This window comes from Flagellimonas olearia, assembly GCF_004150225.1.
Taxonomy (GTDB): Bacteria; Bacteroidota; Bacteroidia; order Flavobacteriales; family Flavobacteriaceae; genus Flagellimonas; species Flagellimonas olearia.
The window spans coordinates 236,390-251,258 of sequence record NZ_ML142907.1 but is presented as its reverse complement, the minus strand read 5'-3'; the positions used below and the strand labels follow the sequence as shown (position 1 = coordinate 251,258).

Below are 14,869 nucleotides of genomic sequence, written 5' to 3'. Positions count from 1 at the left end.
TGTGGCAAATTTTAAAAGGTCGTATATTTGCACAGGCAAGTCCTACACGACCAGCTCCTGCAGAATCCCCCAGGGCGGGAACGCAGCAAGGGTATGTGGTCGTAGCGGTGCGATGTAGGTAGCTTGCCTTTTTTTGTTCCCTAAACTCAGATGGCCATGGATAAGAAAGTTGTTTTGATCACCGGCGGCTCCTCTGGCATAGGCAAGGCCATTGGAACCTTTTTAACCTCCAAAGGCTTAACGGTTTACGGAACCACCCGAAACCCGGACAATTACCCCTATTTTGATGCTTTTGAACTCATCCAACTGGATGTGAAGGATGTGGAGAGCATCCAACGAGCCATTTCCGAAGTTGTTTCCAAGGAAGGTCGTTTGGATGTATTGATCAACAATGCAGGAAAAGGCATTACCGGTCCCATTGAGGAAACCCCCCATGAAGAAATCTTGGATGTATTTGATACCAATTTTCACGGACCTGTCCATGTGATGAAAGCCGTACTGCCACAAATGCGCCAGCAGGGTGGGGGAGCGATCATCAATATCACCTCCATTGCGGGGTATATGGGGCTGCCGTTCCGTGGGTTTTACTCGGCCACCAAAGGTGCTTTGGGATTGATTACCGAAGCGTTGCGCATGGAGGTCAAGGATTTTGGGATTACCATTACCAATGTGGCCCCTGGGGATTTTGCCACCAACATAGCCGCGGGCAGATACCATGCCCCAGTGCTGAACGGTTCGCCCTACGAGGACAAGTATGCCCATACCATTGAATCCATCAATGACGATGTGAACAGCGCCGGGGACCCCATTCAAGTGGCCGAGGCGGTGTATAAGATCATCAACCAAAAACGGCCCAAGGTGCACAATCCCGTGGGAGCCTTTATGCAAAAGTTTTCCTTGGTGCTGAAGAACATTTTACCCGATAAACTCTACGAAAAACTACTGATCAACCATTATAAATTGTAGTTTTATACCTCATACTAATCACTTATATATTAAAGGAATGAAGTTTTTTATTGATACCGCTAATCTTGACCAAATAAAGGAAGCCCAACAATTGGGTGTTTTGGATGGTGTTACTACCAATCCGTCCTTGATGGCCAAGGAGGGCATTACTGGAAAAGACAATATTTTAAAGCATTATGTGGACATCTGTAACATTGTTGATGGGGATGTATCCGCAGAAGTTGTGGCCACCGAGTTTGAAGCGATGGTGAAGGAAGGTGAGGAATTGGCCGAGCTGCACGAGCAGATAGTGGTGAAAGTACCCATGATCAAAGATGGGGTAAAGGCGCTGAAATATTTTTCGGATAGCGGGATACGAACCAACTGTACCTTGGTCTTTTCGGCAGGACAGGCCTTGTTGGCCGCAAAGGCGGGAGCGACTTATGTTTCCCCGTTTCTGGGTCGTTTGGATGATATTTCAACCGATGGGTTGAACCTTATTTCCGAAATCAGGTTGATTTATGACAACTACGGATTTGATACCCAGATTCTGGCCGCTTCCATTCGTCACACCATGCACGTGATCGATTGTGCAAAGATCGGTGCCGATGTCATGACCGGACCTTTATCTTCCATCACCGGGTTGTTGAATCACCCACTGACCGATATCGGACTTGAAAAGTTCTTGGCCGATTACCGAAAGGGGAACTCGTAAGAAAAAATAGATTTAAGAAAGAGCCTTGGGAGACCGAGGCTTTTTTTATGGGGTCAATTAAAAGGATGCATAAAGATTACCAAAGGCATTGACAATCAAGGTGTCTTTGGTGATCACACATTTGTTGAGCCCATCCACGATCATGGCCATCTGGATTTCCTTGAAATCCTCTCCGTGATATTGGTTGGTCTTGTCCAAATGAAATTCTTCCAGCATATTAACCCATTGGGTGTGGCTCGTCTTTAGGTTGATACCGACAAAATTGTATTCCGGATGTTTCTTTTCCAGTAGTGCGATACGTTGGGTAATATTTTTAAAGTGCCCTTTTTGGTCGGCGGTCCAAAAATAAAAGACGGTGTTTTTCTTTTTGCTGACCACATCCTTTAAGTAAACCTCGTTATCGTCCACATCTCTTACCACGATATCGGGAAGACTATTGTTGGGCTGAAGACTCTTGATACCGGAATACAGTGCGTCAATCTCTTTTTTGTGGTCATCATTGGAAGAAAGGGAGCGGAATTTGTCTATGAACACCCGGCATTCTTCACTGGGGTTGTGTTCTTTCAGCAAGTAATCCACGGCAATATTCCTGAAAAGAATGTCCCTGAGTTCCTGCTCTTGCACCAAACTGTCCACAAGATGAAGCTTGTGATTGTTAAAGTGGAGGCGGTCGCTGATGGGAGCTTTTCCGGTATGGCAATCCTCCATGCAGGTCATGTAGGATAGGTTGCCAAAATGCCATTTCATAAAATCAAAATAAGGCCTAAAATACGTAAGGTCCTTATTGTTGAGGTTGAGGTTCTTTCGGTATTCATAAAACGAACTGCCAAGTTCATGTACGGTTTCCTCGCCGGTTCGTTTTTTATGGTAAAAAGGATATTTCTCCTTGTACAGATAACTATTGTAGTCAATGGCCGCTTTGGCCATGGCCAGCTCTTTCCCCGTAAATTGACCATTGTCGGTTTCCAGTTCCTTTAAGTGGGCAATCTTTAGGGTTTTTAACGAATCAATCTTTTGGTCGAAGGAATCAGGATCCAGTTCGTAGAGGTCGTAAATCAGGGGCTCCTCGTTTTCATAGGTGAGGAACATTTCAATCAGGAAATTATTGATTTCACTTCCCTTTCCGGAGAATACAAGCGACTCGTCAAATTCCAAGGTGTTCAATCGGACCAGTAGGCTGTCTCCTCCTTGCAGATATACATATTGAAGTTCAGGGGTATGGTCAAAATGGTACAATCCCTCTTCAATTCCCTCAAGATCAAATGAGAAACGATTGTTGTTGTCCAGTTTCACCGAATCCACGTAGACGTCATTTCGATACAGGACCACATAGTCGCTGGTAGGGTTCACTATCTCACCACCAAAGAAAACAGCGGCACAATCCGAGGATTTTTTCCCGCATGCTAGAAAGGACAGTAAGGTGAGGCCGAGTAATAATCTTACCATATAATGGGAACCATACATTTACAAACAAAATTAAGCATCCCCTTAGCCCCATCCTGTTAATGGCGAGTTAAATGTTGTAAAACGCTGTTTCTGTGCGGTTTAATAAAGTGCGTTTAAATTTCGAAATAAGGAGTGGTTTTAGCTACTTTTGCAAAAAAATAAATAGTACATGTTATCAGTATCCAATTTATCGGTACAGTTTGGAAAGCGAGTATTGTTCGATGAGGTCAATGTGACCTTTACCCATGGAAATTGCTATGGTATCATTGGCGCCAACGGCGCTGGGAAATCAACCTTTTTGAAGATTATATCAGGTCAGATGGACGCCACCTCAGGGCACGTGCACCTAGAGCCGGGCAAACGGATGTCCATTCTGGAGCAGAACCACAATGCATACGATGAATTCACGGTGTTGGAATCCGTGGTGATGGGGAACAAGCCCTTGTTCAACATCAAAAAGGAGATTGATGCACTGTATGCTGACTATACGGATGAAAACGCCGAAAAGATAGGGGAGTTGCAGGTACAGTTCGAGGAGATGAACGGGTGGAATGCCGATAGCGATGCCGCGGCTCTTTTGTCCAATTTGGGGATTTCGGAAGACATGCACTATACTACCATGGCAGATATGGATTCCAAATTAAAGGTACGGGTGCTTTTGGCCCAGGCCTTGTTCGGAAACCCCGATGTGTTGATCATGGATGAGCCTACCAACGATTTGGATTACGAGACCATTAACTGGTTGGAGAATTTCTTGGCCAATTACGAGAACACCGTTATTGTGGTTTCTCACGACAGGCACTTTTTGGATGCGGTCTGTACCAGCATTGCGGATATAGATTTTGGAAAGATCAATCTCTTTTCCGGAAATTACACCTTCTGGTACGAGAGTAGCCAATTGGCTGCCCGTCAACGCGCACAACAGAACAAAAAGGCCGAGGAAAAGGCAAAGGAACTGCAGGAGTTCATCCAGCGTTTTAGCGCCAACGTGGCCAAGAGCAAACAGGCTACTTCCCGTAAAAAGATGTTGGATAAACTTAAGGTGGAGGACATCAAGCCATCCAGCAGAAGATACCCCGCTATTATCTTTGATCGGGAGCGTGAGGCCGGAGATCAAATTTTGAACGTGGAGAAGCTATCCGCAGTTTCTGAAGATGGAGATTTGCTCTTCCAGGATGTGAACATCAACTTAGCCAAAGGCGATAAGGTAGCCATCCTATCCAAAGATTCAAGGGCCACTACGGCTTTTTATGATATTATTACCGGAAAGACCAAAGCCAATCGAGGGTCATACCAATGGGGAGTCACCACGACCCAGTCCTATTTGCCTGCGGACAACTCCGATTATTTTAAGGATGATGTCAACTTGGTGGATTGGCTACGCGAATGGGCCAAGACCGAAGAGGAGCGCGAAGAGGTCTATATCCGGGGATTTTTGGGTAAAATGTTGTTCAGTGGGGAAGAAGCCCTTAAAAAATGCACGGTACTCTCTGGAGGTGAAAAGGTGCGTTGCATGTTGAGTCGTATGATGATGCTACGCGCCAACGTTTTGCTTTTGGATGAACCCACCAACCACTTGGACTTGGAAAGTATCACGGCGTTCAACAACTCCTTGAAGAACTTTAAGGGGACTGTATTGCTCACTACCCATGACCATGAGTTTGTACATACCGTGGCCAACCGGATCATTGAGCTTACGCCCAAAGGCTCCATAGACCGTTACTTGACCTTTGACGATTATATGTCGGACAAGGCAATCAAGGAACAACGGGAAAAAATGTACGCCGTTACGGCTTAGGCATTAAAGTACTTACTATTCCAGATGGCGGGGTTGAAATTCTTGCCCAAGGCAAATCCGTAAAAGATGACCACGGAGGCAATGCACTTGAACATAAAAAAGAAGATGATCCAAAACTCCGCCGTTGTATTTTTCTTGGAAAATAGCCCGTCGGGAACCATAAGGGTCACCAAGTAGCTTATCAGCACCACAAAAAGGGTGAGGTTCACTATATTTTTAAAAGGCCAGACCAGTACTCTTCGGAAAGGGTGGAGGTCATTGCCCCATTTGTGCACCAAATAATAATATCCATTTCCAATGGGAGCAAAGAGTAGGGGATCGTCCTTATCCTCCAATTTAAAAAGCTTGGAGGGCGCCATAATCTTGTAACCTTTGATATCGATATCATGTGCGGCTTCCAATGCTTTGATTTTTGAAAGGGCACTTTGAGGGAAATCCCCTTTAAAAAAAGAACTGTCCAAAAAGCGAAGCCGATAATCAATACAGATTTTCTTGATATGGTCCAAATGATAGATTTTGTCGGTCTCTAAAAGATCAAAAACAAAAGAATTCCCAGCGGGAGCGTTTTTGGAATGGAGTTCCTTGGCGATTTTTTCTTCCTTCAAGACGTCTTTCTCCAAAATTTCATGCACTTCCTGCAAAATTTGGGTTTCCTTTTTCTCTTTTTCCCTGACTCTGGAGAGTTGCTTTTCAATGTCCGTATGGGCGAAATTCATATCCTTTTTTCTTAGCAATCCATTCAAAGTTAAGGAATTGTATGAGGGATTGTTTGTTAGGAAAAACCATGTTTTGTTAACATTGTGTTAAATCAAATGTGATGACTGGAAAAACACCGCTCCTTTCCTTTAAAAAATGTAACTTATCGAAGTTTTTTAGCATTTAATCGACAAACCATACGAAAACCACTAAAGTCCCAAAATTGAGCCGACTCTGATGAAATCCCCCCTTACCAAACTATTTTTGGGTCTTTGCATGGCCTTTTCAATGTTCTCTTTTGCACAGAGCAATGTGCCAAGAACAAAAACCATTGATTCCGAGCATCATAAAATACTTTTGGAAGCCGTAAAGGTTACGGAGATGGAGGAGATTTTGGAGAAATCGGGGCCGTTTACCATTTTCGCGCCTTCAGATGCGGCTTTTGAACGGTTTTCCATCGAAAAAATAAAGGAGCTTCTCAACTCTCAGGATAAAAGTGCCCTTAAGTCTTTGCTTACCTATCACATTGTTGCCGGACATTTGACGGCTTCCCGTATTTTACGTGCCATGTGCAGAGGGAATGGTAAAGCGAGTTTTACCACCATTCAGGGCAAAAAACTGTTGGCCCACATGGATGGGTATGATATTGTCCTAACCGACCCCATTGGTAACACTGCACGTATCACATCGGCCGACCTCAATTTAAAGAACGGGGTGGTTCATGAGATTGATAGCGTGATTCTACCTACCCAAATGTAATCAACGTAATTCCGCGCTAAGCTCTTTCTGGAATTGGGCCAGTAATTTGGCCATTATCTTGTCGATTTGTTTGTCTGTAAGGGTCTTTTTGTCATCCATAAGCGTAAAACTCACCGCGTAGGATTTTTTGCCCTTGGGTAGATTTTTGCCCGTGTATACATCAAAAAGATTCACCTTTTTCAGAAGCTTCTTCTCCGTTTTCCAAGCAATGTCAAACACCTGTTGGAACGTGGCCGAATCATCCAATAGCAGAGCAAAATCACGGGTCACCTCAGGAAACTTGGGAATCTCCGTGAAGATGATGTTCTGTGTGCCCACCAGTTCCAAGACGGCATCCCAATCAAAATCAGCATAGAAAACGTCTTGTTTAATATCGAACATCTTAAGCGCGGATTTCCCGACCAATCCGAAGTCAGCCAAAACTTTCCCGTCTTTATGGTAAGACAGGCCTTCCGCATAAAGATCATCCTTGCAAGGCGTGGTCTGGATGTCCCGCAGACCCAATCGCTCAAATAATGATTCCACGATGCCCTTGAGGTAAAAGAAATCTGTTTTTTGGCCAGGGGTGTTCCAGCTATCTGCGGTGCGATTGCCGGAAGTGAAAATGGCCAAATGTTGACGTTCCTGATTTTCACCGTTTATCTTATGGTAGGTTTTTCCAAGCTCAAAGAGTTTAAGGTTTGTTTTCTGCCGATTGTGATTGTAGCTTATGGCCTGAAGTCCGGAAAACAACATGGAGGTCCTGAGAACTGATAAGTCAGAACTCAAAGGGTTCAACATGCTGATTTTCTCTTCCTCCTTGTTGGGTGCATGGGCATCAGGAGAGACCAAACTATTGGTCATGATTTCATAAAAACCCTTTGCGGCCAACAAGTTTCCAACAACATCTTGAATCCTATGGTTTTCAAAACGCGAGGTTTTGGCAATGGAGGCCGTAAGTTTTTCCTTGTGGTCGATGTTATTGTAGCCGTAAACCCTTAAAATTTCCTCGATCACATCCACTTCCCGGGTCACATCCACGCGGTAGGTGGGAATGGTAAGTCCCAGTCCGGATTCGGTAACATTGTTGATACGGATCTCAAGGGAAGACAGGATGGATTTTATGGTATCCCGCGGGATTTCCTGCCCAATCAATGAATTGATTTTATCAAAAGTAAGGAACACTTGTCGGTCCTGGGGCTTCTTAGGGTATAGGTCTACCACTTCTGAAGTGATGTATCCACCCGCAATCTCACGAATCAACAGAGCCGCTCTCTTCAACGCATACTCGGTAAGGTTGATGTCGATACCACGCTCAAATCGGAAAGAGGCATCCGTGTTCAAGCCATGTCTTTTCGCCGATTTCCTGATGGATACGGGATCAAAATAAGCACTCTCCAAAAATATGGATGAGGTGTGCTCGGTAACCCCCGAGTTGATTCCTCCGAATACCCCGGCAATACACATAGGCTTTTCAGTGTCGCAGATCATAAGGTCATCCTCATGCAACTCGCGTTCCACATCGTCCAAGGTCTTGAACTTGGTTCCCGCCGGAAGGGTCTTCACCTCAATCTTGTTACCCTTGATTTTGGAAGCATCAAAGGCATGTAGGGGCTGTCCCAGTTCGTGGAGCACATAGTTGGTCACATCCACCACATTGTTGATGGGGGATAGGCCAATGGCCTTCAATCTATTTTTTAACCAATGGGGAGACTCTTGCACCACAAGATTGCTGATGGTAACACCGCAATACCTTGGGGCCAATTGACTGTCCTTGACTTCCACATCAATTTTCAGTGATCTATTGTCAATGGAGAAGTTACTGGTAGAAGGGGTAACCAACTCCTTTTGTATTTCTTTTTGCTCCAAACCGGCCTTTAGGTCACGGGCCACGCCAAAATGGCTCATGGCATCCGAACGGTTGGGGGTAAGGCCTATTTCAAAGACCTCATCGATTTCAATATCAAATACTGTGGAGCAAGGGGTTCCTGGTTCCAAGCTTTCGGACAGAATCATAATGCCATCGTGGCTACTTCCCAGTCCCAATTCATCCTCGGCGCAGATCATCCCGTGGCTTTCCTCGCCCCTGATCTTTCCTTTTTTTATTTCCCAAGCTTCTCCATCCTTGGCGTACAAGGTGGTTCCAATGGTAGCGACCGGAACCTTTTGTCCTGCGGCCACATTGGGGGCGCCACATACAATCTGTAAAGGTTCTCCCTGTCCAATATCCACAGTGGTCAATTTCAATCTATCGGCATTTGGGTGTTGCTCGCAGGTAAGCACATGGCCTACTACAATACCCTTCAGGCCGCCTTTGACAGACTCAAAATGGGATATGCCTTCAACCTCAAGGCCTAAATCCGTTAAAAGCTCACCGGTCTTTTGTGAATCCCAATCAATCTGCAAAAACTGGCGTAGCCAGTTGTAAGAAATCTTCATACCCCAATTTTAGAGTGGACAAATATAAAACAATAGGGCAACAGATTCAATGTAAATAACCCTGTGTTCTATTTGGAATTTGTAAGATTTGTATAGTATTTTCTACTTTTAGGAAAAATCTTTCAATATATGAACAGGATAGCGCTGTTATGTTTACTCTTTTTAACGGTATTTTCATGCAAAAAGGAAAGTAAGGAATTGTTGTTGGGTGAATGGTTGGGAAAGATGAAGGTTTCTTCTTCCAAAGAACTTCCCTTTACCTTTACGTTGTTCAAGAATGGTGATGGGGATTACCGTATGGAAATGTACAATGCCGATGAGGTTATTGCCATTGATCAAATTGAAATTGAAGGAGATTCCATACGGATTCAAATGCCCATTTTTGAAGGATATGTGTCAGGAACTTTTTCCAAAAATCAAATCCAAGGCAATTTCATAAAGGAAAGCTTGGATCGGATCGTTCCTTTCACCGCGGTCCACGGAAAACAAGACCGTTTTGAAGTGGGTCAAGATGCCCAAGTCAATATTTCGGGCATTTGGGAAACCTATTTTGACCTCAATACGGATAATGAATATCCGGCCAAGGGAATATTCATGCAGAATGGTAATCGGGTCAAAGGTACTTTTAGGACCAAGACGGGGGATTACAGATACTTGGATGGAGTGGTCACAGCGGATAGCTTAAAACTTTCCGCTTTTGATGGGGCACATGTGTACCTGTTCATGGCAAAGGTAACGGACAGTACCCTTGAAGGACAGTTTTATAATGGAAATCATGCCGTTGAAGAGTTTATGGCGGCCAGGAACGAAGCTTTTGAACTCCCTGATGCGGATTCATTGACCTTTCTCAGGGAAGGGTATGATCGTTTTGACTTTTCATTCCCGGATTCTTCGGGAAAAATGGTGAGCCTGTCCGATTCAAGATTCGAGGGAAAGCCGGTCTTGGTACAGATTATGGGTTCATGGTGCCCTAATTGTTTGGATGAAACCCGGTTTTATGTTGAATTTTTAAAGAACAATCCTGATTTGGATATTGAGTTGGTGGCCCTGGCCTTTGAGTACGCCAAGACCGAGGAAAAAGCTCTGGCGGGTATTTCGCGCCTCAAAGAAAGGGCTCAGGTGGATTATCCCATATTGTTGGCCCAATATGGAACCTCAAACAAGCAAAAAGCCAATGAGAAACTCCCCATGTTAAACCATATTCTGTCGTATCCCACCACCATTTATATTGATAAAAATGGAGCGGTGAGAAAAATCCATACCGGCTTCAACGGCCCTGCAACGGGAGAGAAATATGAGCAGTTCAAAAAGCAATTTGCTGAAACGGTACGTGGGTTGGCCGCAGAAACAATCGAAACGGATTCCTAAATAATGGTGGATTTTCCCAAGTGGATGTTCTCATCATTGATATTGAAATCATCATCAATATCAACAATATTGTTGGCAATATAATCACCGACTTGGTTGGTGCCGAAATGACTGTTGGGTTTTAAGTCGGGAGTGACAATTTCCTTCCTCAAAGCTTTGTCAACGGCATTGCGGACGGCCAAGGACTCATCAATGAGCCCAAAATGTTCCAACAACATGGCCACGGAAAGTATAGAGGCAATGGGATTTGCAATGTCCAATCCCTTGGCTTGGGGATAAGACCCATGGATGGGTTCAAAAAGAGCACTTTCCTCACCGATGGAAGCTGAGGCCAACAATCCTATGGAGCCACCGATGACACTTCCTTCATCGGAAATGATATCGCCGAACATGTTTTCGGTAAGGATGACATCAAACTGGGTAGGGTTTAGAATAATCTGCATGGCGGCATTGTCCACAAACAGGTATTCCAAGGTTACTTCTGGGTAACTTTCACCGATTCTAGTCACTACCTTCCGCCAAAGTCTAGAGGATTCCAACACATTGGCCTTGTCCACTAAAGTGAGCTTTCCTTTTCGGTTCTTGGCGGCCTTAAAGGCCAAATGGGCTATGCGGCTGATTTCTTTTTCGGAATACACGCAAAGGTCCGAAGCTACCGTGCCTTCCGCATTTAATTTTTTCTCACCAAAGTAAATGCCCCCCGTCAATTCACGGTAAATGACAAAGTCCGTACCCGAGACAATCTCTTTTTTTAATGGGGACTTGTCAACCAATGACGAGTGTGCAATTACAGGTCGTATGTTGGTGAAAAGCCCGAGCTCTTTCCGTAGTTTCAGCAAGCCTTGTTCAGGGCGGATGGGAGAATCGGGATTGAAGTCATATTTGGGGTGACCAATGGCTCCCAACACCACGGCATCGGCTTCCTTGCAGAGCTTTAGGGTATTGTTGGGCAAAGGCGCCCCTTTTTTATCGATGGCAATAGCGCCAATAAGGGCCTCTTTGTAAACAAAATTGTGATTAAAGGTTTCTTCAACTGCCTGTAGGCATTTTACCGCTTGGGCCAAAACTTCAGGTCCTACGCCATCTCCGGGAAGCAAAGCAATGTTCAAGTTCATACGATGACAGGATTGGAATCAAAAAAGTCGCTTGGTATTTATTATTAAGCGAGGCTTTGTAAGCTAATGTTACTGGTTTCCACAATTTCGTGGATATCCTCATCCAAGATTTCCTTTTTGGTATCCGCAAACTTCAAAAAGTTCTCATAGACGGCATCCAATTGGACCTTGGTAAGCTCGTAACCTACTTTTTTGGCCCGGTACGCCAATGCGGCCCTTCCACTTCTTGCGGTAAGCACAATGGATGATTCGTTGACCCCTACATCTTTCGGGTCGATGATTTCATAGGTTTCACGTTGCTTGATCACTCCATCTTGGTGGATTCCGGAACTGTGGGCAAAGGCATTGGAGCCCACAATGGCCTTATTGGGCTGTACGGGCATTCCCATTTTCTGTGAGACCATTTGGCTGGTATCCCACAATAGCTTGCTGTTGATACCTGTATCAAGGTTTAAGTAAGGGTGTTGTCTAAGGATCATCACCACTTCTTCCAGAGAGGTGTTTCCGGCACGTTCCCCGATACCGTTGATGGTACATTCAATTTGCCGTGCTCCGTTGATCACACCTGCTATGGAGTTGGCCGTGGCCAACCCTAAATCGTTATGGCAGTGGCAAGAAAGAATGGCCTTGTCAATACCTTTTACGTTTTCTTTTAGATACTTCATTTTGGCACCATACTCTTCCGGAAGACAATACCCGGTAGTGTCAGGAATGTTAAGAACTGTGGCTCCGGCCTTTACGACCGCTTCGCAGACTTGTGCCAAAAATTCATTGTCCGTTCGTCCGGCGTCTTCCGCATAAAATTCAACATCTTCTACAAAGGTCTTTGCATAGGCAACGGCCTCAACGGCGCGTTCTATGATTTGTTCCCTTGTAGAGTTGAATTTGTATTTGATGTGGGAATCAGAAGTTCCGATTCCTGTATGTATTCTTGGTTTTTTTGCTGCTTTCAGGGCCTCGGCGGCCACTTCAATGTCTTTTTTTACAGCTCGGGTCAATCCGCAGACCGTTGCATTTTTGACCAATTTGGAGATTTCATGCACAGATTTGAAATCACCGGGGCTTGAAATGGGGAATCCGGCCTCTATGACATCAACGCCCAATTCGTCCAGGCGCTGAGCGATGACCAATTTCTGTTCCGTGTCCAACTTACAACCCGGAACTTGTTCTCCATCTCTTAGCGTAGTGTCAAAAATTTGTACCTTATCTTTACCCATTATCTTTTGTCTGTTGTTCGAATTCATACGAAAATAGAGAAGGAGGGCCAGAAGGTAAAAGGGGGGTCAAAACCTTATACAACGTTAAATTGGATTTGGCGTCAATTAATTAATTGATATTCAATTGTTTAAATTATATTTTTTACGATGACAAATGCCCATAAGGATGCTTTGTTTGTACTGGTAAAATCGCTGTCCAAATCGGAAAAGCGTCAATTTAAACTGTATGTGGGCCGCTTGGGGGTCAACACAGATGCCAAATTTTTGGCTCTTTTTAACTTGCTGGACAAAATGCGGCGTTATGATGAGCGACAAATTTTGGAAAGTGGTATTGTGAAAAAAGCACAACTTTCCAATCTTAAGGCGCATCTCTACAAGCAGATTTTGGTAAGCCTTCGTTTGAACCCTGTTAACCAGAACATACGGATCCAGATCAGGGAACAATTGGATTTTGCCACCATTCTTTACCAAAAAGGACTGTACAAGCAGAGCTTGAAGATTTTGGATAAGGCCAAGACGGTGGCCATTGAAAATGAGGAAAAGAATGTGGCTTACGAAATCGTGGAGTTCGAGAAGATCATAGAGACGCAATATATCACTCGTAGTATTCCGGATAGGGCCGATGAATTGGCGGTACAGGCCAAGGAGCTTTCTGCACAAAATGTAATGACGAGCAAGCTTTCCAATCTTTCCCTTCAGCTATACGGAATGATGCTCAAGGTGGGGTATGTCCGTAGCGATGAGGACCTGCAGAAGGTTAAATCCTATTTTGAGGGCCATTTACCGGATTATAATCTGGAGAGTCTAGGTTTCAGGGAAAAGTTATGGCTTTATAAGGCCTATTTGTGGTACAGTTTGTTGATACAGGATTTTCTTTCGGCATACCGTTATGCCAGCAAATGGGTAGATCTTTTCTATGATCATCAGGAGATGATTGCGCTCAACCCCGTTTTTTACCTGAAAGGGAACCACTACCTTTTGGAGTCGCTTTTCTTTGTAAAGTATTCTTCCCAATTTAGGGAAACCTTGGACCGTTTGGAGGTCCAGGTGGAAAGCTCAAGTTTTCCGCAGAATGATAATATTGCCTCTTTGGCCTTTTTATACATCAACTCCAATAAGTTGAACCTTCATTTTCTGGAGGGTACTTTTGATAAGGGGCTGTACTTGGTCAACGTGATTGAATACGGTATAAAAAAGCATGGAGAGCGAATAGATGAGCATCATATTATGCTGCTTTATTATAAGATAGCCTGCCTGTATTTTGGCAACGGGGACAATAAGAACTGCATTGCCTATCTGAAAAAGATCATCTCCAACAAAAACCTTAAGATGAGGGAGGATTTAATGTGCTTTGCAAGGGTGCTGAGTTTGGTGGCGCACTATGAGGCGGGAATGGATTACCACCTTGAAGTCCAACTGAAGAGCACTTACAAATTTTTATTGAAAATGAATGACTTACATGCCGTTCAAAAGGAAATGATCAAGTTTTTAAGAAACCTTGGGGATATCTATCCACACGAGCTTAAGGATGAGTTTCAAAAGCTTTACAATGAGCTTAAGAAATATGAGAACCATCCGTATGAGAAAAGGGCATTTTTGTATCTGGACATTCTCTCTTGGTTGGAAAGTCACTTAGAGAACAAACCTGTTTCCCAGATCATTCGTGAAAAGGCCTTAGCGCTTACCCGTTAAGACAGGCGTTCCAAACAGGGTCATTGGGAGGTGGGGCCAAAAAAGTGAGGGGCTCTTTTTTTACGGGATGTTCCAATTCCAGGCTGCGGGCGTGTAAATGGATGCTTCCATCCTTGTTGCTTCGGTCAGCTCCGTACTTTAAATCCCCTTTGATGTGACATCCTATGGCCGCCAGCTGGGCCCGGATTTGATGGTGTCTGCCTGTTTTCAAATCGATTTCCAATAGATAGTAGCTATCCAATTTTTTCAGAATCCGGTATTCCAAAATGGCCTTTTTACTATTGGGGACTTCTTTGCTCTGGGCATAAGACTTGTTCTGTTTCGGATTGCGTACCAACCAATGAATCAATGTATCGCTCTCTTTCTGCGGAGCGTTTTTCACTACGGCCCAATAGGTCTTTTGGGTATTTCCTTCGGAAAAAAGCTTGTTCAAACGGGGTAGGGCCTTCGAGGTTTTGGCAAAAACTACAATTCCGGTTGTGGGCCTGTCCAACCGATGGACTACCCCAAGATACACATTTCCCGGTTTGTTGTACTTCTCCTTCAGGTATTGCTTGACCACATCGCTCAGGGGTGTATCGCCGGTCTTGTCGCCTTGTACAATATCCCCTGGTCTTTTATTGATGACAATGAGGTGGTTGTCCTCATAGAGAACTTGGAGGTTTGAGGGGTTGGAATGGAGGGAATCTGACAATTTAAT

Annotated in this window: 12 protein-coding genes and 1 other RNA gene; 7 read left to right on the top strand and 6 right to left on the bottom strand. The window is 44.4% G+C overall.

Features of this window, described 5'->3' with window-relative positions; genetic code table 11:
• Nucleotides 1-33: 33 nt before the first annotated feature.
• The 3 genes from ffs (at nucleotide 34) to fsa (ending at nucleotide 1,660) form a co-directional block, all read left to right on the top strand.
• Nucleotides 34-132: signal recognition particle sRNA small type (gene ffs / locus DN53_RS01140), an RNA gene on the top strand.
• A 24-nt stretch (nucleotides 133-156) separates the two neighbouring features.
• Complete coding sequence (locus DN53_RS01135) at nucleotides 157-966, top strand: SDR family oxidoreductase (RefSeq protein ID WP_129652588.1); 810 nt, start codon at nucleotides 157-159, stop codon at nucleotides 964-966.
• Nucleotides 967-1,003: 37 nt separating this feature from the next.
• Nucleotides 1,004-1,660 carry a fructose-6-phosphate aldolase gene (gene fsa / locus DN53_RS01130; RefSeq protein WP_129652587.1) on the top strand — a complete coding sequence of 219 codons (657 nt, stop codon included), beginning with the start codon at nucleotides 1,004-1,006 and terminating at the stop codon, nucleotides 1,658-1,660.
• A gap of 57 nt (nucleotides 1,661-1,717) precedes the next feature.
• Here the strand turns inward: fsa and DN53_RS01125 are convergent, their stop codons facing one another.
• Nucleotides 1,718-3,106: a TlpA family protein disulfide reductase gene (locus DN53_RS01125; protein WP_242502039.1), complete on the bottom strand. Its 1,389-nt coding sequence runs from the start codon at nucleotides 3,104-3,106 to the stop codon at nucleotides 1,718-1,720.
• Nucleotides 3,107-3,275: 169 nt separating this feature from the next.
• Between DN53_RS01125 and DN53_RS01120 the strand changes: the two genes are divergently transcribed.
• Nucleotides 3,276-4,904 carry an ABC-F family ATP-binding cassette domain-containing protein gene (locus tag DN53_RS01120; RefSeq protein WP_129652585.1) on the top strand — a complete coding sequence of 543 codons (1,629 nt, stop codon included), beginning with the start codon at nucleotides 3,276-3,278 and terminating at the stop codon, nucleotides 4,902-4,904.
• On the opposite strand, the gene DN53_RS01115 is transcribed toward DN53_RS01120, so the two are convergent.
• A complete protein-coding gene (locus tag DN53_RS01115; RefSeq protein WP_129652584.1) occupies nucleotides 4,901-5,620 on the bottom strand; it encodes a hypothetical protein in 720 nt (239 codons plus the stop codon). The genes DN53_RS01120 and DN53_RS01115 overlap by 4 nt on opposite strands.
• 217 nt (nucleotides 5,621-5,837) lie before the next feature.
• Here DN53_RS01115 and DN53_RS01110 point away from each other — a divergent pair, with 217 nt between their 5' ends.
• Entirely contained in the window at nucleotides 5,838-6,359 is a 522-nt protein-coding gene (locus DN53_RS01110) for a fasciclin domain-containing protein (RefSeq protein ID WP_129652583.1), read from the top strand.
• Here the strand turns inward: DN53_RS01110 and pheT are convergent, their stop codons facing one another.
• Entirely contained in the window at nucleotides 6,360-8,777 is a 2,418-nt protein-coding gene (gene pheT / locus DN53_RS01105) for a phenylalanine--tRNA ligase subunit beta (RefSeq protein ID WP_129652582.1), read from the bottom strand.
• Nucleotides 8,778-8,906: 129 nt separating this feature from the next.
• Here pheT and DN53_RS01100 point away from each other — a divergent pair, with 129 nt between their 5' ends.
• Nucleotides 8,907-10,145, top strand: a complete 1,239-nt coding sequence (locus DN53_RS01100) for a peroxiredoxin family protein (protein WP_129652581.1) — start codon at nucleotides 8,907-8,909, stop codon at nucleotides 10,143-10,145.
• On the opposite strand, the gene leuB is transcribed toward DN53_RS01100, so the two are convergent.
• The gene (gene leuB / locus DN53_RS01095) at nucleotides 10,142-11,260 is read right to left on the bottom strand and encodes a 3-isopropylmalate dehydrogenase (RefSeq protein ID WP_129652580.1); all 1,119 of its coding nucleotides are present in this window, start codon (nucleotides 11,258-11,260) and stop codon (nucleotides 10,142-10,144) included. The genes DN53_RS01100 and leuB overlap by 4 nt on opposite strands.
• Before the next feature lie 44 nt (nucleotides 11,261-11,304).
• The gene (locus tag DN53_RS01090; protein WP_116217851.1) at nucleotides 11,305-12,477 is read right to left on the bottom strand and encodes a 2-isopropylmalate synthase; all 1,173 of its coding nucleotides are present in this window, start codon (nucleotides 12,475-12,477) and stop codon (nucleotides 11,305-11,307) included.
• Between the two features lie 147 nt (nucleotides 12,478-12,624).
• On the opposite strand from DN53_RS01090, the gene DN53_RS01085 reads away from it, so the two are divergent.
• Complete coding sequence (locus DN53_RS01085; RefSeq protein WP_129652579.1) at nucleotides 12,625-14,169, top strand: hypothetical protein; 1,545 nt, start codon at nucleotides 12,625-12,627, stop codon at nucleotides 14,167-14,169.
• Here the strand turns inward: DN53_RS01085 and DN53_RS01080 are convergent.
• Nucleotides 14,159-14,863, bottom strand: coding sequence for an RluA family pseudouridine synthase (locus DN53_RS01080; protein ID WP_129652578.1), 705 nt, complete (start codon nucleotides 14,861-14,863; stop codon nucleotides 14,159-14,161). The two genes, DN53_RS01085 and DN53_RS01080, sit on opposite strands and share 11 nt — an antisense overlap.
• Nucleotides 14,864-14,869: the final 6 nt, after the last annotated feature.